The following is a 19,419-nucleotide window of genomic DNA, read 5'->3' as shown; positions in this document are numbered from 1 at the left end:
GGGGGCGGGGAAGTGATGAACATCGGCATGGCGCCACTGCGCATATCGTGCGTCCTTGCTGGGTCAGGGGGATTGTTGAGTGATCTGGTTGCCGCGGATCACCTCCACCGCCGCGCGAGGTGCACCGTTCGGTTGCGCGACCTGACTGCGGGGGGCGCCACTCAGGGCCAGTTGGGTGAACTGGAACAGGTTGCTGTTGGCGACGTCGAGATGGCCGCTGGCGCTCTTGGTGCCGGCCCAGTACTGGGCCAGGCGCTGCTCTTCGCTGCTGCGCACCGCCAGGCGCAGGACCCCGACCTGGGTGGCCAGCATCATCCGGCTCAGCAGTTGCTCGGGCACCGCCAGGACCACGGTGCGGGCGGCGATCCGGCGTTGGTCCTGCTTGAGTTTTTCCTCATTGCTGAGCGCGGGTGAGGCGGGCTCGCCATCATTGGTCAGGCCCAGTTGCTCGCCCACCGCGAGGACGCGCATGGCGGGCACGGCGATCTGTGCCGACTGCTGCGGGTTGCTGGTGTCCTGACGCAGGAACAGCAGCACGTCGACGTAGTCTCCGGGGCTCAGTTGTCCGGCCGCGCCAATCACCTCATCCACGGCCACCGCCAAGGCCCGCTCGTTGCTGCGGATCATCCGTGCCAGGGCGCCGCCGCTGTCGAAGCTCTGTTCGTTGAGCCAGGTGCCTGCGTTGAGTTGCCGCCAGGGCTTGCGCCCCAGTGCCTGATTGATATCGCTGAGGCTGCCGGCCGGGGCGGTGCGCAGTTTTTCCAGGCGCAGGTCTGCGGCGCTCAGGGCGACGAAGGGCGGTACGTCGCGAGTCAGCACCACCACGGGTTGGCGGGTCTGATCTTCCGCGCTGTTGGTGGCTTGCGCGATGACTGTCGGGGGTGGCACCTGCACCGAGGCCGGTGGTTCGGGCTGGCGACTGAGCACCAGGCCCCAGTAACCGAAAAACACCGCGCCCAGCAGCAGAAGTCCGGCGAGACCCATGGTGACGCGACTGCTCATGAAGGCTCTCCCTTTCCTGCCGTACTTCCTTATTGGTAGCCCATGATTGCGGATCAATTGAGGGTGCAATCAAGCAGCGATGAACATGCAACTATTTCGTTATGTGAAGGTAGTAGAGCTAGGACGAAATGCCATTAACTGGGCAAAAATAGCGGGTAGAAGAACAGCATTCGCAAGTGCATGCGAGATTTTGACGGCCCCCTCCCAATTAATACTTAACGACTAATTCGTTCTTACAGTTGCTGGTCGCCACTTTGTTGACGATGCTCAGGTAGCGCCGGATTTCTTTGTGCTGGTGCAGTCCCATCGGCGCCGTCTGGCGCCAAGGAGAGCGAGGATGATTCTGCAATATTTGTGGCTCAGGGCACGCCTGTTTTTTGACCGTACCCACGGCGCATCGGCGATCGAGTACGCGATAGTGGTGTCCATGGTGGCGGTGGTTGTGGTGGCCTTCGTGACCCCACTGGGCGACCGGGTGCTGGCCATCTTCAATAACGTCCTGGTGGCCATGGGAGGGGCTACAGTCACTCGACCCACCCCATGAAGCAGCGCCCGTCCGCGCAGGTGGTGGTATTAGTCAAGCCCATGGGCGACCGGGTGCTGGCGATCTTCAACAATTTCCTCATTGCCATGGGAGGCACGGCGGTCACCCGGCCTACACCTTGAGCCTTGTGCTTGCAGTGAAGACCGTCGAACAGCCAGTCCAAGGGAAGGTTCATGAACACAGTCTCCCAGCCTCGCCAGCAACTGCTTCTTGTGGATGACGAAGAAGACGCGCTGATGGAACTCGCCGAGTTGCTGGAAGGCGAGGGCTTCTGTTGCTTCACCGCCACTTCGGTGAAGCTGGCCCTGGACCATCTCACCCGCCACCCCGACATTGCGCTGGTCATCACTGACCTGCGCATGCCGGAGGAGAGCGGCCTGTCATTGATCAAGCGTCTGCGCGAACACACATCGCGTCAGCATTTGCCGGTGATCGTGATGTCGGGGCACGCCGACATGAACGATGTCAGCGACCTGCTACGCCTGCAGGTGCTGGACCTGTTCCGCAAGCCGATCTATCACGTGCGCTTGCTGGAAACCCTCAACAACCTGTTCCCCGAACCCCGCCTGCATGTGCTCGGGCCCTGATTCCAGGGCTTGAATCGCGTCTTTGCCCGCATAAAAAAGACCCGCCGGAAAGCGGGTCATGGTCACGCAAGCATTCAGAGTTGATAGCTGAAGCTCAGGCTGTAGCGCGGCCGGCGGTTGTAGGTGTCCAGGGCTTCGTCGGACATGGGCTTGGCCGCTTCCAGGGCGATGTTGTAGTGCTTGCTGTCGCCGAAGCGCAGGCCGACGGCAGCGGAAGACAGGCTGCTGCCCTTGACCGGCAACTGGTTGAACCAGGTCTTGGAGCGGTCCAGCACCACATAGGGTTGCAATACCCGGACCCAGGGACCTTCGCGGTTGAAGCTGTAGTTCACTTCGTAAGCCACGCCCCAACCCTTGTCGCCGGTGGCCTGGTCATCGGGATAGCCGCGGGCGAAGTTCTGGCCGCCGAAGCTGGCGCGCTCGCTGTCGGGCAGGTTATCGCGGCTCCAGTACAGGGCACCGGACAGCACCCCCTGCCAGTTATCGAGGAAGCGATTGCTCTGTACCCCCGCCAGGCGCAGGCGGAAGAAATCCAGGTCGTAGAGCTCGTTGTTGGTCTTCGCCCCCATGCTGTCCAGGCCCCGGTACAGGCCGGCGCTGAGGATGCGCAATTGGCGCGGATCGGACTTGCTCCAGTCGCCCTCCAGGGCCAGGGCGCGGATATCGGTTTGTTCTTCCAGGGTCAGCGAGCTGTTGCTCACTCGGTAGCGGGTCTTGTCATTCACCGCGTACAGGCGCGTACCGGCCGTGAGCATCTCATTGGGCGAGGCAATGAAGGGGTGATTGACGCCGATGGAGAAGCGGTCGTTCTCGCGATGGGGTTCCAGCTCCAGGCCGTTGCTCAATTGCAGATTGCTGTGGGGGTCGGCACGGTAGCGCGCGCCGTAGAGGCTCAGTTGGGTGCCCTCCGAGCCCAGTAGCTGGCTGTAGTCCAGGCGATAGTAGTGTTCCTTGTCCTTGCCTGGGGGGAACAGGCCGCTGAGGCTGAGCTGTTCGCCCCAGGCGGTTTGTGAGTTGCTGGTGATGCCCAGCAGGGCCTGCAGGCCGTTGCGGTTGTCCTGGGTGCTGTTGAGGCTGGTGGTGATGGCCTTGCGGCTGGCCACGGCCACTAGCCGGGTGGCACCGTCGGTGGTGCCGGGTGGCGGTACCACGGCCTGCAGGGTTACCCCGGGTACTCGGCTCATCAGTGTGGTGTAGCGCTCGAAGGTCTTGCGGGTCAGTGGGTGTTCGGCCTTGAGCTTGGCCACTAGTTTGTCCAGGTAGGCAGACACCGGGCCGATATCGCCCTGCAACTGGTAGTCCTTGATGTAGCCCTCCACCAGCACCACTCGCAGGGTGCCCTGGTCGAGGTTCTGCTGCGGCATAAACGCATAGGACAGCAGGTAGCCGTCTTCCTGGTAGCGGCGAGTGATGCTGCGCGTGGCTTCGATCAATTGGCCGAAGCTGGTTTCGTGGCCAATCAGCGGCTGGTAGATCGCCGCCAGCTGTTCCAGCGGATAGACAGTGCCGCCCTCGATCTGCACGGTGCGCACTGTGACCTTGGTACCCATCATCAACGGTTGCTGGCCTTGTGGTGCCACCGGTTGTTCGGGCAGTTGCAATTGCGGGGTCACTGGACGATAGGCGTCCACCGGCAGGTTGGGGATGGGCAGGTTGTTGATGCTGTCGTTGTTGTTGAGAAAGCGCGGGAGGGAGTCGGCGAAAGCGGAGGTACAGCATCCAAGTAACAACAAACTGGCCAACGTGCGCATAGGACACTCCATGGTCAAGCCGCAGCGATGCAAGAACGTCTTGCTCCAGGCACCTTGCGCAAACCCCGTCGCGATCAGGTGCTGGATAAACAAAAAGGCGAGGGAATCATCTGAGTCCCTCGCCCTCAACCAAGCGTAGGCGCTGTAGGTGAGGCCGTCGAAACGGCCAGGTGCAATTTATTTGCCGCCGATGCCCAGGGCCCCGGTCAGGCCGCCCACCAGGCCAGTGTTGCCGGTAGTTCCGGCTGAGGCACCAGTGCTGGCACCCACGTTAAGACCGCCGAGCAAGCCCCCGCTGGGAGCGCTACCTGCGCCATTGACCAGGCCGCCCACGGAGCTCAGGGTGCCACCGACGGCGTTCAGAGTGCCACCTAACGCATTACCTACCTGATTGCCGCCGCCGTTGCTGGCGATACTGCTGCCGACGTTGCTGACAGCTGCGCCGGCCTGATTCAGCAGGCCGCTGGCCGGAGCACCAACACCTGTGGCTGCACCCACTTGCTGGGTCAGGCCAGATACTGAACTGGTGACAGGGTTCAGTGCCGAGCCCAGGTTCGTACCGACGCTGGCCAGAGGGGCGCTCACCACCAGGTTAGGGGTGCCACTGCCGCCCAGGGCTCCGCCCACCGAGGCCACCAGGTTACCGGCCGCGGTACCGGTGACACCGCCTGCGCTGACCGTGCCATTGGTGTTGCCGGCATTGAGCCCGTTGCTCAGATTGGCCACCGCGCCGCCGACGGTTTCCAGCAAGCCGCCGGTGTTCCCGCCAGTGCCGCCGCCGGTGCCTGTGGGGCCACCCACATAGCCGCCCGCTGCACCAACGGCACTGCTGCCGTTGCTCAGGGCATTACCCAGCAGGTTGGTCACAGGGTTGGCGTTGCCTGCACCGCCGATATTGTTGCCAGTGCTGTCCACCGCCTGGGCTACGCCATTGAGCAGGCCCTTGACTGGCGCGCCGAGCCCTGTGGTACTGCCGACCGCGTTGGTTGCGCCTTCCGCCAGGCTCACCACAGGTACCAGGATCTGATCGCCCGCGCCGTCGGTTAGTGTGCCCAAGGGGCCGCTGCTGGTGGCGGTGCTCAGGGTGTTGCCGAGCATGGTCACGCGGCTACCGACTCCGCCCACCAAGGGGGCCACGCGGGTAACCACGCCTCCCACCACGGGGACACTCTGGGTGGTGCTGGCCAGCTTGCCGCTGAGGTCGGTGACGCCAGTGCCCACATCGCTGACCACATTGCCGACGGTAGCGGTGGTCTTGCTCAGGGCCTGGGGATCGCTACCCAGCTTGCCCAGGCCGTTGGTCAGGCCACCACCCACGGAGTCCACTACATTGCCGGTGGTATTGACGGCGCTTTGTACCACGCCACCGACCACGGGGACTGCCGCCAGGGACGTGCCAAGGTTGCTGACATCGGTGCCGACGCCGCTGACAGTGGTGCCCAGGTCGGAAACCAGGCTGCTGGTTGCCAGAGGGGTGGTTGTACCGCCAGTACCGCCAGTACCGCCGGTTCCACCAGTGCCGCCCGTACCTCCGGTTCCACCACCAGTGCCTCCTGTGCCGCCAGTACTTCCGGTTCCGCCACCAGTGCCTCCGGTACCGCCAGTACCTCCGGTTGTGCCGCCAGTGCCTCCGGTACCACCCGTTCCTCCGCCTGTTCCGCTGCCGCTGCCACTGTCGGTGGCTGCGGGAGATGAACTGCTACCGCCGCTCTTATGACCACCACCGCCACCGCTGCAGCCCGCCAGGCTGAGGGTCAGGACCATGGCCAGTGCCGTACATGCTTTCCATCCGATATGAGTGTTCATGATTGGTATTCCTTGCACCTGTTACAACCTCGGTTGTTTTCGAAGGCTCTGCAGTTCTAGCGCTGAAGATGCCGTCGTCCGTTGGCTACATAAAAGGCGCGGGAAGTACTTTGAACAATTATGAACTTGGTATTAATGACTTGTATTTCTGGGGTTGGCTTGCTTATAAGCAACTAGTTGGAAAGTATGAGTTCTTGTTTGTCGGGTCTTTATAATCAATGTGTTGTGATTCTCTGCATTTGGTCGTCATGAACGCGTGACTAAAGTTGTATATATACAATTTACGAGTGTTATTGACTGTGCCATGCAGTGGTTTAGATACCTGGCCTGGACTCGTGGGCCTTGGGGAGTGGCTGGGTGGGGGTTCGTGAAGTGCCGATCAGCCTCGGCAAGTTGGCCGGATTGCTGCTGATTATTGCCGGCGTGGTGCTGATTCGCCGCGGTTGATTGGGGTCAGGCAATCGGCTGCCAGTTGCCCTGCATATGCACCCGCTCGCCGTTGCCCAGCAGTTGCAGGCTGCCGCTGGAACCGGGGGCGCTGGCCAGCAGCCGCACTTCGCCGGGCAGCAGCAGCGGCTTGAGAAAGTCCACGGCGATTTCCAGGTTGGCCGCCGGCAGGTGCCCGCCCAGGGCGGCCAGGGTCCGGGCCTTGGTCCACAAGCCATGGGCGATGGCCTGGGGAAAGCCGAACAGCCGGGCGCTCCAGGCGCTGAGGTGGATCGGGTTGCAGTCACCGGAAACCCTGGCGTAACGCCGGCCGATATCCCTTTCTGCCTGCCAGCGGCTCACTTCATGCACGCCGTCGACGCTTGCCGGCATGTGCGGCACAGGCTCCCCTGGCAGTTGTACGCCACGGCACAGCATGCGGCTTTGCGCTTCCCACAACGGCCCCAGCAGGTCGTCCAGGGTGGTCAGCAGATCGAAGGTCGCGCCCTTGGCGTGGGCTTGCAGATTGTCCACTCGCACGCTGATCCGCACCCCGCTGAGATTGCCCATGGGCCGCAGCAGCCGAATCCGGTTGGCCAGGTGAACCAGCCCCAGCAGCGGAAAAGGAAAGTCCTGGGCGGTGAGCAGTTGCAGTTGCAGGGGCAGCGCCAGCACATGGGGGTAGGTGGCGGGCAGCAGGCCGTTGTCGGCGAAGCCACAGACCTGGCGGTAGGCCTGCAGGCGCTCGGGCTCCAGGCTGATCCAGCAGCGCAGGCCCTGCCCGGGCAACTCCCGGCCTGTGACCCGGCGCCGTAACGCCGCTTTGAGATACAGCGGCGCCAGGGCTGCGGGAATGTTCAGTTCATGCCATTGGCTGTTCATCTTCAGGCCCCCAGGACGCTTTGCCCACAGACCCGCAACACCTGTCCGCTGAGCGCCCCGCTGCCTGGCTGGGCGAGCCAGGCCACAGCTTCGGCAACGTCCTGTGGCAGGCCGCCCTGGCCCAGGGAACTCATGCGCCGTCCGGCTTCGCGCAGGGCGAAAGGCACCTTGGCGGTCATCCGGGTCTCGATAAAGCCCGGTGCCACGGCATTGATGCTGATGCCCCGGGCATGCAGCAAGGGCGCCCAGGCCTGGGCCAGGCCGATCAGGCCGGCCTTGCTGGCGGCGTAGTTGGTCTGCCCGCGGTTGCCGGCAATGCCACTGATCGAGGCCAGCAGAATCACCCGGCCGTGGTCGTGCAGGCGGCCGCTGTCCAGCAGGGCCTGGGTCAGTACCTGAGGGGCAATGAGATTGACCGCCAGCACTGCGTCCCAGAACTCCGGGGTCATGTTGGCCAGGGTCTTGTCCCGGGTGATGCCGGCGTTGTGCACCAGGATGTCGAGACCGTCTGGCAACTGTTCGAGCAACTGCGTCGATGCATCCTCGGCGCAGATATCCAGGCTGATGGCGCGAGCCCCCAGGCGTGCGGCCAGGGCTTCCAGGTCGGCCCTGGCCTGGGGCACGTCCAGCACCAGTACCTGGGCACCATCGCGGACCAGGGTTTCGGCGATGGCCGCGCCAATGCCCCGCGCCGCGCCGGTGACCAGCGCCTTGCGCCCGGCCAGCGGGCGACTCCAGTCCTGGACCTGGGCAGCACAGGGCTGCAGGTGCAGCACCTGCCCGGAAACAAAGGCACTCCGGGGCGACAGGAAGAAGCGCAGGGCACCTTCCAGCGAGGTTTCGGCGCCGGCTTGCAGATACAGCAATTGCAAGGTGGCGCCGTTGCGCAACTCCTTGGCCAGGGAGCGGCTGAAGCCTTCCAGGGCGCGTTGGCAACTGGCGGCAAAGGGCTCGTCGAGGTTTTGCCTGGCACGGCCAAGAATCAACAGGTGGGCGCTGGCTTCGAGGCTTCTCAGCAAGGGCTGGAAGAACTCCCGCAGTTGCTTGAGCTGGTCGCTATGGCGCAGTTCGCTGGCGTCGAATACCACCGCCTTGAGCTTCGGGCCGTGGCCGGGAATCCACGGCGTGGCCAGGGTTGGATCAGCGCCGTAGCTGTAGATCGAGTCGGTCAGGCGCGGGGCCAGGGCGGCGACCTGTTGCGCCAGGGCACCGCCGCCGATCAGCAGGGCGCCTTCGATGGGGCGCATGCGCCCGGCCTGCCAGCGCTCCAGGTGCGCCGGCGCCGGCAAGCCAAGGGCCCTGACCAGGCGCTGGCCAATGGACGAGTTGGCGAAGTCGATATAACGGTCGGACATGGAACGCGCTCCGCAGGCTGGGGTTCAAAGTGTGGACCACGAATGGCCCAAGGTCGTTCGCTTGGCCGCAAGCCTCCTAAGCTGCTGGGAGGTGTTCCAGCCATGTCGCATCCAGAGAACAGGGAGCTTTCCATGCCACAGCTGCGTCGTGTCGCGATTATCGGCGGTAACCGTATTCCCTTTGCCCGCTCCAACGGCCCTTATGCCACGGCCAGCAACCAGGCCATGCTGACCGCCGCCCTGGAGGGCTTGATCGAGCGCTACAACCTGCATGGCCTGCGCATGGGCGAGGTGGCAGCGGGGGCGGTGCTCAAGCACTCGCGGGATTTCAACCTGAGCCGTGAGTGCGTGCTGGGCTCGCGGCTCTCGCCCACCACCCCGGCCTACGACATCCAGCAAGCCTGCGGCACCGGCCTGGAAGCGCTGCTGCTGGTGGCCAACAAAATCGCCCTCGGGCAGATCGACTGCGGCATCGCCGGGGGTGTGGATACCACCTCGGACGCGCCCATCGGGGTCAACGAGGGGCTGCGGCAGATCCTGTTGCAGGCCAACCGGGCCAAAAGCACCGGCGACAAGCTCAAGACCCTGCTGCAACTGCGGCCCCATCACCTCAAGCCGGAGCTGCCGCGCAACGCTGAGCCGCGCACGGGGCTGTCCATGGGCGAGCACTGCGAACAGATGGCCAAGACCTGGAGCATTCCCCGCGCTGAACAGGACCAGTTGGCCCTGGAGAGCCACCAGAAAATGGCTGCGGCCTACGCCGATGGCTGGCAGGACGATCTGCTCACGCCCTTCCTCGGTTTGAACCGCGACAACAACCTGCGTCCGGACCTGAGCTTGGAAAAACTCGCTAGCCTCAAGCCGGCCTTCGATCGCAGCGGGGCGGGCACCCTGACTGCCGGCAATTCGACGCCCCTGACCGATGGCGCCTCGCTGGTGCTACTGGGCAGCGAACAGTGGGCCCGGGAGCGCGGGCTGCCGATCCTCGCCTACCTGCGTGATGGCGAAGCGGCGGCGGTGGACTTCGTCAAGGGTGCCGAGGGCCTGTTGATGGCGCCGGTGTACGCCGTGCCGCGCTTGCTGGCGCGCAACGGCCTGAGCCTCCAGGACTTCGACTACTACGAGATCCACGAAGCCTTCGCTGCCCAGGTGCTGTGCACCCTCAAGGCCTGGGAAGACCCGGAGTACTGCAAGACGCGCCTGGGCCTGGAGGCGCCCCTGGGGCCCATCGATCGCGCCCGGCTCAACGTCAAGGGCAGCTCCCTGGCGGCGGGGCATCCGTTTGCCGCCACGGGCGGGCGCATCGTCGCCAACCTGGCGAAGTTGTTGAGTGTGGCAGGGCAGGGCCGCGGCTTGATTTCCATCTGTGCGGCGGGTGGGCAGGGGGTGACGGCGATCATCGAGCGTTGACCGGCCCCCGCAGGAGCCGGCTTGCTGGCGAAAATGCCTTCAGGTCTTGAAGCGTCGCACCAGGCTGTCCAGCTCATTGGACAGCCCGGCCAGGCTCTGGGAGTCCAGGCGCGCCGAGTCCGCCAGTTCCGCCACCCGTTGCGCATCGCCGTGGATCTGGCTGATGTGCCGGTTGATGTCTTCCGCCACCTGATGCTGCTCTTCGGCGGCGGTGGCGATCTGGGTGTTCATGTCGCGGATCACGTCCACCGATTCGCGGATCTGCCCGAAGCTGTTGCGCGCCAGGCCAATGCGCTGCACCGACTGCTGGGACACCTCCAGGCTGGCATGCATCTGCTGGGTCACCGAGCTGGTGCGTTTGGCCAGGTTGCCCAGCAGCCCGTCGATCTCGGCGGTGGAGTCGGCGGTGCGCTTGGCCAGGGCCCGCACTTCATCGGCGACCACGGCGAAGCCCCGGCCCTGCTCACCGGCTCGGGCCGCTTCGATGGCGGCGTTGAGGGCCAGCAGGTTGGTCTGCTCGGCGATCGAGCGGATGGTGCCGAGGATCGACTGGATATCGGTACTGTCGCGCTCCAGCTGCTGCATCGACTGCGCCGACTGTTCGATTTCCTGGCTCAGGCGGTCGACGCTGTGTACCGCGTCGTCGATCTGCTGCTGGCCTTCCCGGGCCTGGCGCTGGCCGCTGTCCGCCGACTCGGCGGCCTGGCTGCAGGAGCGGGCGACTTCGTTGGCCGTGGCGACCATTTCGTGGAAGGCGGTGGAGACCATGTCCACCGCTTCGCGCTGGCGCCCGGCGGCTTCGGCCATATCGTTGGAAACCTGGGTCGAGGACTGCGATGTGGCGAGGATCTTCTGCGCCGCCTGGCCGATGTTCTGGATCAGGCTGCGGATCGCCGCGAGGAACTGGTTGAACCAGTTGGCCAGTTGCGCGGTTTCATCGCGGCCGCGGATGTCCAGGTTGTGGGTCAGGTCGCCTTCACCCTGGGCGATGCCTTCCAGGCCACTGGCCACGCCGCGGATCGGCCGCACGATGAGGCTGGCGAAGCTGGCCCCGACCACCGCGAACAGCAAGGCCAGGACCCCGGCGATCACCGCGATGACCCAGGTCAGCTGGGTCGCCGAACCCATGACTTCGCTTTCCTTGATCAGGCCGATAAAGGTCCAGCCCAGTTGCTCCGAGGGCCAGACGTTGGCCATGTAGTGTTCGCCGCCCAGCTCGATTCGTACCAGGCCCTTGCCGGCCTTGGCCAACTGCGCGTAGCCGTCGCCGAGGCTGCCCAGGGCCTTGAAGTTGTGCTCTGGCTGCTTGGGGTCCACCAGCACGGTGCCGTTGTTTTCCATCAGCATCAGGTAGCCGGATTCGCCGAGCTTGATCTGCTTGACGATCTCGGTGAGCTGCTTGAGCGATACGTCGACCGCGACCACACCGCCCTGTGGCCCCAGCTGGTTGCCCAGGGAGCGCACGGTGCTGACCAGCACCGCATCGTCGCTGGCCCAGTAATAGGCATCGGTGCGCAAGGTCTTGCCCGGGTTGGCCAGGGCGGTCTTGTACCAGGGACGTACCCGTGGGTCGTAGTTGGCCAGCTTGAGGTCGGCGGGCCAGGAAACGTAGCCGCCGTTGCTCACGCCATAGGACACATAGGAGTAAGCGGGATGGCTGGCCGCCATGGCGGCGAACAGCTCGAAGATGCGTTTGTCTTGCTCGCCTTCCGGTGCCTTGGCGGCATCGGCGCTCATCCAGGTCTTGAGGTTGTCGCCGGCCTGGGTGAGCAGGGGTTGCGCCGCCAGGTAATCGATGTTCTGGCTGATACCCTGGAAAAACAGCTGCATGGCGTTGGCCACTTGGCGGATCTCGCGACCGCTGCTGTCGATAAAGGAGTCTTGGGCATCGCTGCGCAAATTGATCACTACCAGCGTGGCCACCAGCACCACGGGCAGGCAGGCGATAACGGCGAAGGCCCAGGTCAGTTTCTGTTTGATATTCATCCGCGCTCCAGTTTTTTATCAGACCACGAAGTACAGGCGACTCGCGGATTTATCGGGCAGCTTGAAAGATGATGCGGGTTGCCATCCCTGGGCATGAGATCAAATGGACGGCAATCGAACCTTGGCCGTCAGCTGACGTCTTTATTGGATTGTCGGACAAACTCCCTGTGTCTCTGAGGGCTTCGGCTGCGGCGAGGGAATATTGAGCCGTTGCAGGAAAAAACCTCGCTCAAGGTGCCCTGGGGGCTGGGCTATGATCCTTGGGCCGGCGCCAGGGACCTGGCACAGGGGCTGCATTGCTGCAGGTCGCTGCTCGGCAACCCTTTCCCGGGGTGGGAGGATTGCCGTATAACGAATGACTTTCGCGTGTTTGGTCACCGTTTTTGCTACCTAAGGAACCCAGAATAAAAGCTGATGAAGACTCCAAAACGCATTGAACCGCTGATTGAAGACGGTCTGGTAGACGAAGTGCTGCGTCCGCTCATGAGTGGCAAAGAGGCAGCTGTGTATGTGGTGCGCTGCGGCAACGAGCTGCGTTGCGCCAAGGTTTACAAGGAGGCCAACAAACGCAGTTTCCGCCAGGCGGCGGAGTATCAGGAGGGGCGCAAGGTGCGCAACAGCCGCCAGGCGCGGGCCATGGCCAAGGGCTCGAAGTTCGGCCGCAAGGAGGCTGAAGACGCTTGGCAGAACGCCGAAGTGGCGGCCCTGTTCCGCCTGGCCAATGCCGGGGTACGGGTGCCCAAGCCGTTCGACTTCCTCGAGGGCGTGTTGCTGATGGAGCTGGTGGCCGACGAGTATGGTGACGCCGCGCCACGGCTCAACGATGTGGTGCTGGAGCCGGAGCAGGCCCGTGAGTATCACGCCTTCCTGATTTCGCAGATCGTGCTGATGTTGTGTACCGGCCTGGTGCACGGTGACCTGTCCGAGTTCAACGTGCTGCTGACACCGGAAGGTCCGGTGATCATCGACCTGCCCCAGGCGGTGGATGCGGCAGGCAACAACCACGCCTTCAGCATGCTCGAGCGTGACGTGGGCAATATGGCGTCCTATTTCGGACGTTTTGCCCCGGAGCTCAAGCGCACCCGTTATGCCAAGGAAATGTGGGCCCTGTATGAGGCCGGCACCTTGCACCCGGGCAGCGTGTTGAGCGGCGAGTTCGACGACCCTGAAGAGTTGGCGGATGTCGGCAGTGTGATGCGTGAGATCGAATCGGCGCGGTTCGACGAGGAGCGACGCCGGGCCATGCGTGCGGCTGACGAAGCGCCTGCAGGCGCCTCGGCGGAACCACCACCGCCGCCCTGGATGCAGTAAAAAAATCCGGCCTACAAGGCCGGATTTTTCATGCCCGCGATTCAGTGCCGCAGCAACTGCCGGAGGCCAGCTCCTTGAGGATCGGGCAGTCCGGGCGATGGTCGCCCTGGCAATGCTCCACCAGGTCTTGCAGGGTGTCGCGCAGCCCCGCCAGTTCAACGATCTTGCGGTTCAGCTCATCGATATGCTGGCGGGCCAGGGCCTTCACATCGGCGCTGGCGCGCTGCCGGTCCTGCCACAGGGTCAGCAGCTTGCCGACTTCTTCCAGGGAAAACCCCAGGTCCCGGGAGCGCTTGATGAAGGCCAGGCTGTGCAGGTCGTCGGTACCGTACAGGCGGTAGCCGCTGTCGCTGCGATGGGCTGGCTTGAGCAGGCCGATGGATTCGTAGTAACGGATCATCTTGGCGCTCAGGCCACTCTTGCTGGCTGCTTGGCCGATGTTCATTCGGCGTTCTCCACGTCTTGGGGTTTCCAGGTTTTCAACAGTAGCGCATTGCTTACCACGCTGACGCTGGACAAGGCCATGGCCGCCCCGGCCAGCACCGGGTTGAGCAGGCCGAAGGCCGCCAGCGGGATGCCGATCAGGTTGTAGACGAAGGCCCAGAACAGGTTCTGGCGGATCTTCGCGTAGGTCTTGCGGCTGATCTCCAGGGCCGCCGGAATCAGCCGTGGATCGCCACGCATCAGGGTGATGCCCGCCGCGTGCATGGCCACGTCGGTACCGCCGCCCATGGCGATGCCGATATCCGCCGCGGCCAGGGCCGGGGCATCGTTGATGCCGTCACCGACCATGGCCACCACCCCGGTCTTTTTCAGCTCGGCCACAGTGGCCGCCTTGTCCGCCGGCAGCACTTCGGCGTGCACGTCCTCAATGCCCAGGGCCTCGGCCACCACCCTGGCGCTGCCGCGGTTGTCGCCGGTCAGCAGATGGCTGCTGATATGCCGCGCATTGAGTTGCTGCACCGCTTGCTGGGCGCCGGGCTTGAGGGTGTCGCCAAAGGCGAACAGGCCCAGCACCCGGGGTTGCGGGTTTTGCTCGATCAGCCAGGACAGGGTCCGGCCTTCGTGCTCCCAGTCCTTGGCCGCCTGGGCCAGGCTGCCCGGGGCCAGGCCGCTTTCTTCCAGCAGGCGACGGTTACCCAGGGCCAGTTGGCGGCCGTCCAGGGTGCCGGCGATGCCGCGTCCGGTGAGGGACTGGCTGGCGCTGACATCGGCCACCGCCAGCTGGCGGTCCTGGCACTGGTCCAGCACGGCCTTGGCCAGCGGGTGTTCGCTGCCGCGCTGCAGGGCGCCGGCCAGTTGCAGCAGGTGGTTTTCATCGTTTTCCAGGGCCTGCATATGGGCGATGCGCGGAGTGCCGGAAGTCAGGGTGCCGGTCTTGTCGAAGACCACCGCGCTGACTTCGTGGGCCCGCTCCAGGGCTTCGGCATCCTTGATCAGGATGCCGTGGCGCGCGGCCACCCCGGTGCCGGCCATGATCGCCGTCGGTGTGGCCAGCCCCAGGGCGCAGGGGCAGGCGATCACCAGTACCGCCACGGCGTTGATCACTGCGGTTTCCAACGGCGCGCCGTACAGCCACCAGCCCACTAGGGTGATCAGCGCCAGCACCAGCACGCTGGGCACGAATACCTGGCTGACCTTATCCACCAGTTTCTGGATCGGCGCCTTGCCGGCCTGGGCGTCTTCCACCAGGCGGATGATCCGCGCCAGCACGGTTTCCGCACCCAGGGCCAGGGTGCGCACCAGCAGCCGGCCTTCGCCGTTGATGGCGCCGCCGGTGACCTTGTCCCCGGGCTGCTTGGGCACCGGCAGGCTTTCACCGCTGATCAGGGCTTCGTCGGCATGGCTCTGGCCTTCGATGACCTCGCCGTCCACCGGGAAGCGCTCGCCGGGCTTGACCTGCACCAGGTCGTTCAGGCGCAGGGCACTGATGGCCACGTCCTGCTCGCGTCCGTCGATGACCTGGATCGCCCGTTCGGGGCGCAGGGCTTCCAGGGCGCGGATGGCGCTGGCGGTCTGGCGCTTGGCGCGGCTTTCCAGGTACTTGCCCAGCAGCACCAGGGCGATCACCACCGCCGAGGCCTCGAAGTACAGGTGCGGCATGCTGCCGGCGGGGGCCTGGGCCCATTCGTACAGGCTCAGGCCATAACCGGCGCTGGTGCCCAGGGCCACCAGCAGGTCCATGTTGCCACTGCCGGCGCGCACGGCTTTCCAGGCCGCTACATAGAAGCGTGCACCGAAGATGAACTGCACCGGGGTGGCCAGGGCGAACTGGGCCCAGGCCGGCAGCATCCAGTGCAGGCCGAAGGGTTGCACCAGCATCGGCAGCACCAGCGGCAGGGCCAGGAGAATCGCCAGCACCAGGCTCCAGCGTTCGCGCCGCAGGTGCTGCTGCGGGTCGTCGCTATGTACCTGTTCGGCCTGCCACAGGGTGGCGGAATAGCCGGCCCGGGTCACGGCATCGATCAGCAGGCTTGGCTCGACCTGCCCCAGCAGTTCCAGGTGGGCCCGCTCGGTGGCCAGGTTGACGCTGGCGCTGCGCACCCCGGGCAGCTTGTTCAGGGCTCGCTCCACGCGGCCGGCGCAGGTGGCGCAGGTCATGCCGCCGATGCTCAGTTCAAGGCTGTGCACCGGCACGCTGTAGCCGGCGTTCTCCACGGCGGCGAGCAAGGCCGGCAGGCTGTTGCCCGGCGCTTCGACCCGGGCCTGTTCCGTGGCCAGGTTGACGCTGACCGCGCCGGTACCCGCGACTTTGCCCAGGGCCCGCTCCACGCGTCCGGCACAGCTGGCGCAGGTCATGCCGGCAATCGGCAGGTCGAAGGTGGTTGATTCAGGCATGGCTGACACTCCCTGTAAAAGTTGCCCACAGGATCAACCTTGCCATGTAGGCAAGGTCAAGGGGCTGGCGCAGGGGTGCTTCATTTTGTCCCAGGGGCGGGGCGCGAGAGCCTGGCCATGCCTCGCGGCATCGAACGCGAGGCATGCAGGGTGCGGGGCGTCAGTAGCCCAGGGCGGTGGGCTTGAGGTACATGCCCGAGGCGTTGGCGGCGATACGGAACTTGAGCACGTCGCCGGCGCGCAGGGTGACGTCCTGGGAACCCGGGGCGAGCAGGCCCGGGTTGCAGCCCGGGGCCTGGCCCGGCAGCAGCTTCAGGCGCAGCGAGACCTTGCCTGGCGGCAGGTTGAAGGAAGTGGTCTGCTCCTGGAACAGGCGGCCGGCGAGCTGATCCTGGATGTACAGGCCGATCTCGCAGGAGGTGGCGACTTCCAGCCGCTCCCTGGAAATGATCAGTACGCCGTAGTCTTCGCCGGCGGCCAGTGCCGGTGAGGTTGCCGCGAACAGGCCGAGCAGGCCGACGAGGCTGAAAGTTGACCAGCGCATGGCTGAATCTCCCGCTGTGTTGTCGTAAGACGTGCAGCTTGGCCGAGCGCGGCGCCGATTTCCAGCCCGGCAGCTCACACAGGAACTTGACCTTGCCATGGTGGCAAGGACAAGACTCGGTGCATCCCAATACAGGAGAAGCGAGATGCAAGTATTCAAGGTTCAAGGCATGTCCTGCGGTCACTGCGTACGGGCCATTACTGCCGCACTGCAGAACAAGGACCCGGCGGCGGCGGTGCGGGTGGATCTGGCGGCCAAGGAAGTGGGGGTGGAGAGCCGCTTGTCCAGCGACGAGGTGATCAGCCTGATCGGCGAGGAAGGCTATGAGGTGCAGGTGGCTTGAGTCTTTTTGATCGTTAGCGACCTATCGGAATGTTCAAGGCGTCCACGCGGGGATAAACTGTCAGGCCGCTGACCAACGCTCGCCTGGATGCCATGAACCTCCGCACAATTCTGATTCTCGGTGCCCTGAGCGCCTTCGGCCCTCTGGCCATCGATTTCTACCTGCCGGCTTTCCCGGCAATGGCCCAGGCCTTCGGCACCGATGAAAAACATGTGCAGTTGACCCTGGCGGCCTATTTCCTCGGCCTGTCCATCGGCCAGCTGGCCTATGGCCCGGTGGCCGACCGTTTTGGTCGGCGCCTGCCGTTGCTGGTCGGTGTCGGGCTGTTCACCCTGGCTTCGCTGGCCTGCGCCTATGCGCCGAGCCTGGAGTGGCTGATCGCTGCGCGCTTCGTCCAGGCCCTGGGGGGCTGCGCCGGCATGGTGATCTCCCGTGCCGTGGTCAGCGACAAATGCGACGCGGTGGGCTCGGCCAAGGTGTTCTCGCAACTGATGCTGGTGATGGGCCTGGCACCGATCCTCGCGCCGATGCTCGGCGGCCTGCTGGTCAACCTCTATGGCTGGCAGTCGATCTTCATCATGCTCACGCTGTTCAGTGCCCTGTCCGGCCTGGCGGTGGCCCTGGGGCTACCGGAAAGCATGCCGGCCACGCGCCCGCGCCTGCCGTTGTCCGGGGCGTTGCACCAGTACCGCCTGCTGCTGGCGGATCGGGTATTTCTCGGCCACGCCCTGACCGGCGGCATCGCCATCGCCGGGATGTTTTCCTATATCGCCGGTTCACCCTTTGTCCTGATCAAGCTCTACGGCGTGCCGGCGGAGCACTTCGGCTGGTTCTTCGGCATCAATGCCGGTGGCTTCATCCTGGTGGCGCAGGTCAATGCCCGCTTGCTGGCCAAGCGCGGGCCGGCCTTCCTGCTGGCGCGTACGGTGTGGATCTACCTGGCAGCGGGCCTGACCCTGCTGGGCATCAGTGCCTTGCACACCCAGGCGCTGTGGCCACTGCTGCTGCCGCTGTTCGTGTGCATCGCCAGCCTGGGCTGCATCATCCCCAATGCCGCGGCCTGTGCCATGAACGGCCAGGGCGCCCGGGCTGGCAGCGCCTCGGCGATGCTCGGCTGCCTGCAGTTCAGCGTGGCGGCGGGCGCGGCCTATCTGGTGGGGGTGTTGCACGACGGCAGCGCCATGCCGATGGCCATGGTCATCAGCCTGTGCGGAATTCTGGCGGTGAGCATGGCGGTGATGACCCGGCGTTTGCAGAATGCCCGGGCGCTGGAAGCCGCCGAGCTCTGAGTCAGCCGACGGCGCGCTGGCTCTGGGGAATCTGGTGGGGGGCTTGCAGACGTGCCTGCAGGGTCTGGGTGAAGGCTCGGGCCTCGGCTTCACTGCGGAATGTCACTACATGCTGGTCGAGACGGACCTGCCATTGAGAGCCCTGGGGTTGTGCCAATTCTTTTATCAGGATCTTCATTGCTGACCTCCTAACGGTAAAAGACTGCGCTGCAAGGGGCCCCAGTGTAATCCTGAATACGGTCATGAATATGACCGAAATCAACTCTCGGACTGACGGCGGCCAGCGCTGTTGTCGCACGCTGGCCACCGTCCGCTGCCGCCTTAGAAACCTTCCAGAACGATCTTGCCGCGCGCCGTGCCGCTCTCCAGCAGGGCGTGGGCGCGACGCAGATTGGCCGCGTTGATCTGGCCGAAATGCTCGCCGAGGGTGGTCTTCAGGGTGCCGGCATCGATCAGCTCGGCAACCTTGTTGAGCAGCACATGCTGCTCTTGCATATCGGCGGTTTCGAACAGCGAGCGGGTGTACATGAACTCCCAGTGCAGCGACAGGCTCTTGCGCTTGAGCTGGGTCACGTCGAGGCTTTTCGGGTCGTCGATCAGCGCCAGCTTGCCCTGGGGCGCCAGGGCTTCCACCAGTTGTTCGAAGTGAGTGTCGGTCTGGGTCAGGCTGGCGACGTGGGTCACCTGATTGATGCCGATGCGCTTGAGTTCGGTGCTCAGCGGCTGGCTGTGATCCACCACCGCATGGGCGCCCAGCTCGCGGACCCAGGCCTGGGTCTGTGGCCGTGACGCACTGCCGATCACCTTGAGGCCGGTGAGCTGGCGGGCCAGTTGGGTGAGGATCGAACCGACCCCACCAGCGGCGCCGACGATCAGCAGGCTCTGGCCCTCATCACTCGGTGCCTGGCGGATCTGCAGGCGTTCGAACAGCAGTTCCCAGGCGGTGATCGCGGTCAGCGGCAGGGCGGCAGCGGCGGCGAAATCCAGGCTCTTGGGCATATGGCCGACAATCCGCTCATCCACGGTGTGCAGTTCGCTGTTGCCGCCGGCGCGGGCGATGGAGCCGGCGTAGAACACCCGGTCGCCGACCTTGAACAGGCTGACCTGGCTGCCCACGGCCTTGACCACCCCGGCCACATCCCAGCCCAGCACCTTGGCGGCGCCCTCTTCGGGCTGGACGTTCTGGCGCACCTTGGTGTCCACCGGGTTGACCGAGATGGCCTTGACCTCCACCAGCAGGTCGCGGGGGCCGGGCAGCGGTTCCGGCAGTTGAATGTCCTGCAGCGATAGCGGGTCGCTGATTGGCAGGGAGTGGTAGTAGGCGATGGCTTTCATGATGGATTCC

Annotated in this window: 17 protein-coding genes and 3 pseudogenes; 8 read left to right on the top strand and 12 right to left on the bottom strand. The window is 64.8% G+C overall.

Going from position 1 to position 19,419, the window contains the following annotated elements; all coding sequences use genetic code 11:
- Positions 1-63 precede the first annotated feature (63 nt).
- Positions 64-1,002 (bottom strand): Flp pilus assembly protein CpaB, encoded by a 939-nt coding sequence (gene cpaB, locus J4P02_RS05965; RefSeq protein WP_426188661.1) that lies wholly within the window; start codon positions 1,000-1,002, stop codon positions 64-66.
- Between the two features lie 337 nt (positions 1,003-1,339).
- On the opposite strand from cpaB, the gene J4P02_RS05960 reads away from it, so the two are divergent.
- The 3 genes from J4P02_RS05960 to J4P02_RS05950 are packed head-to-tail and all read left to right on the top strand — an operon-like array spanning position 1,340 to position 2,133.
- A complete protein-coding gene (locus J4P02_RS05960) occupies positions 1,340-1,546 on the top strand; it encodes a Flp family type IVb pilin (protein ID WP_426188660.1) in 207 nt (68 codons plus the stop codon).
- A complete protein-coding gene (locus J4P02_RS05955) occupies positions 1,543-1,668 on the top strand; it encodes a hypothetical protein (protein ID WP_426188659.1) in 126 nt (41 codons plus the stop codon). The genes J4P02_RS05960 and J4P02_RS05955 overlap by 4 nt, the downstream gene beginning before the upstream one ends.
- A 51-nt stretch (positions 1,669-1,719) precedes the next feature.
- Entirely contained in the window at positions 1,720-2,133 is a 414-nt protein-coding gene (locus J4P02_RS05950; protein WP_426188658.1) for a response regulator, read from the top strand.
- Between the two features lie 74 nt (positions 2,134-2,207).
- On the opposite strand, the gene J4P02_RS05945 is transcribed toward J4P02_RS05950, so the two are convergent.
- Both J4P02_RS05945 and J4P02_RS05940 read right to left on the bottom strand, forming a co-directional pair.
- Positions 2,208-3,884 (bottom strand): ShlB/FhaC/HecB family hemolysin secretion/activation protein, encoded by a 1,677-nt coding sequence (locus tag J4P02_RS05945; RefSeq protein ID WP_426188657.1) that lies wholly within the window; start codon positions 3,882-3,884, stop codon positions 2,208-2,210.
- A 177-nt stretch (positions 3,885-4,061) separates the two neighbouring features.
- Positions 4,062-5,690 carry a collagen-like triple helix repeat-containing protein gene (locus J4P02_RS05940; protein ID WP_426188656.1) on the bottom strand — a complete coding sequence of 543 codons (1,629 nt, stop codon included), beginning with the start codon at positions 5,688-5,690 and terminating at the stop codon, positions 4,062-4,064.
- A 351-nt stretch (positions 5,691-6,041) separates the two neighbouring features.
- On the opposite strand from J4P02_RS05940, the pseudogene J4P02_RS05935 reads away from it, so the two are divergent.
- Positions 6,042-6,137 (top strand): annotated as a pseudogene (locus J4P02_RS05935) (DMT family transporter); the annotation flags it as partial.
- Between the two features lie 6 nt (positions 6,138-6,143).
- Here J4P02_RS05935 and J4P02_RS05930 read toward each other — a convergent pair.
- Entirely contained in the window at positions 6,144-6,998 is an 855-nt protein-coding gene (locus J4P02_RS05930; RefSeq protein ID WP_426188655.1) for a MaoC/PaaZ C-terminal domain-containing protein, read from the bottom strand.
- Positions 6,999-7,000: 2 nt separating this feature from the next.
- Positions 7,001-8,353 carry a 3-oxoacyl-ACP reductase gene (locus J4P02_RS05925; protein ID WP_426188654.1) on the bottom strand — a complete coding sequence of 451 codons (1,353 nt, stop codon included), beginning with the start codon at positions 8,351-8,353 and terminating at the stop codon, positions 7,001-7,003.
- 132 nt (positions 8,354-8,485) lie between these two features.
- Here J4P02_RS05925 and J4P02_RS05920 point away from each other — a divergent pair, with 132 nt between their 5' ends.
- Positions 8,486-9,763 carry an acetyl-CoA C-acetyltransferase gene (locus J4P02_RS05920; RefSeq protein WP_426188653.1) on the top strand — a complete coding sequence of 426 codons (1,278 nt, stop codon included), beginning with the start codon at positions 8,486-8,488 and terminating at the stop codon, positions 9,761-9,763.
- A gap of 39 nt (positions 9,764-9,802) precedes the next feature.
- Here J4P02_RS05920 and J4P02_RS05915 read toward each other — a convergent pair.
- Positions 9,803-10,399, bottom strand: a pseudogene (locus J4P02_RS05915) (methyl-accepting chemotaxis protein); the annotation flags it as partial.
- 261 nt (positions 10,400-10,660) lie between these two features.
- A pseudogene (locus tag J4P02_RS05910) lies at positions 10,661-11,593 on the bottom strand (cache domain-containing protein); the annotation flags it as partial.
- A 570-nt stretch (positions 11,594-12,163) separates the two neighbouring features.
- Between J4P02_RS05910 and J4P02_RS05905 the strand changes: the two are divergent.
- Complete coding sequence (locus J4P02_RS05905) at positions 12,164-13,060, top strand: PA4780 family RIO1-like protein kinase (protein ID WP_426188652.1); 897 nt, start codon at positions 12,164-12,166, stop codon at positions 13,058-13,060.
- 28 nt (positions 13,061-13,088) lie between these two features.
- Here J4P02_RS05905 and cueR read toward each other — a convergent pair whose 3' ends face one another.
- The 3 genes from cueR to J4P02_RS05890 form a co-directional block, all read right to left on the bottom strand.
- Entirely contained in the window at positions 13,089-13,505 is a 417-nt protein-coding gene (gene cueR / locus J4P02_RS05900; protein WP_426188651.1) for a Cu(I)-responsive transcriptional regulator, read from the bottom strand.
- The gene (locus J4P02_RS05895; protein WP_426188650.1) at positions 13,502-15,898 is read right to left on the bottom strand and encodes a heavy metal translocating P-type ATPase; all 2,397 of its coding nucleotides are present in this window, start codon (positions 15,896-15,898) and stop codon (positions 13,502-13,504) included. The genes cueR and J4P02_RS05895 overlap by 4 nt, the downstream gene beginning before the upstream one ends.
- 160 nt (positions 15,899-16,058) lie before the next feature.
- Complete coding sequence (locus J4P02_RS05890; protein ID WP_426188649.1) at positions 16,059-16,442, bottom strand: hypothetical protein; 384 nt, start codon at positions 16,440-16,442, stop codon at positions 16,059-16,061.
- Between the two features lie 145 nt (positions 16,443-16,587).
- Here J4P02_RS05890 and J4P02_RS05885 point away from each other — a divergent pair, with 145 nt between their 5' ends.
- Positions 16,588-16,785 carry a heavy-metal-associated domain-containing protein gene (locus tag J4P02_RS05885; RefSeq protein ID WP_426188648.1) on the top strand — a complete coding sequence of 66 codons (198 nt, stop codon included), beginning with the start codon at positions 16,588-16,590 and terminating at the stop codon, positions 16,783-16,785.
- Positions 16,786-16,877: 92 nt separating this feature from the next.
- Complete coding sequence (locus tag J4P02_RS05880) at positions 16,878-18,074, top strand: multidrug effflux MFS transporter (protein WP_426188647.1); 1,197 nt, start codon at positions 16,878-16,880, stop codon at positions 18,072-18,074.
- Between the two features lies 1 nt (position 18,075).
- Here J4P02_RS05880 and J4P02_RS05875 read toward each other — a convergent pair whose 3' ends face one another.
- Complete coding sequence (locus J4P02_RS05875) at positions 18,076-18,252, bottom strand: hypothetical protein (protein ID WP_426188646.1); 177 nt, start codon at positions 18,250-18,252, stop codon at positions 18,076-18,078.
- 143 nt (positions 18,253-18,395) lie between these two features.
- On the bottom strand, positions 18,396-19,409 hold the full coding sequence (locus J4P02_RS05870) for a zinc-binding alcohol dehydrogenase family protein (protein ID WP_426188645.1): 1,014 nt from the start codon (positions 19,407-19,409) through the stop codon (positions 18,396-18,398).
- Positions 19,410-19,419: the final 10 nt, after the last annotated feature.

The organism is Pseudomonas sp. NFXW11, assembly GCF_049887815.1.
Lineage (GTDB): Bacteria > Pseudomonadota > Gammaproteobacteria > Pseudomonadales > Pseudomonadaceae > Aquipseudomonas.
Note: the sequence above shows the minus strand (reverse complement) of the source record. Positions and strands in the feature narration are given on the sequence as shown.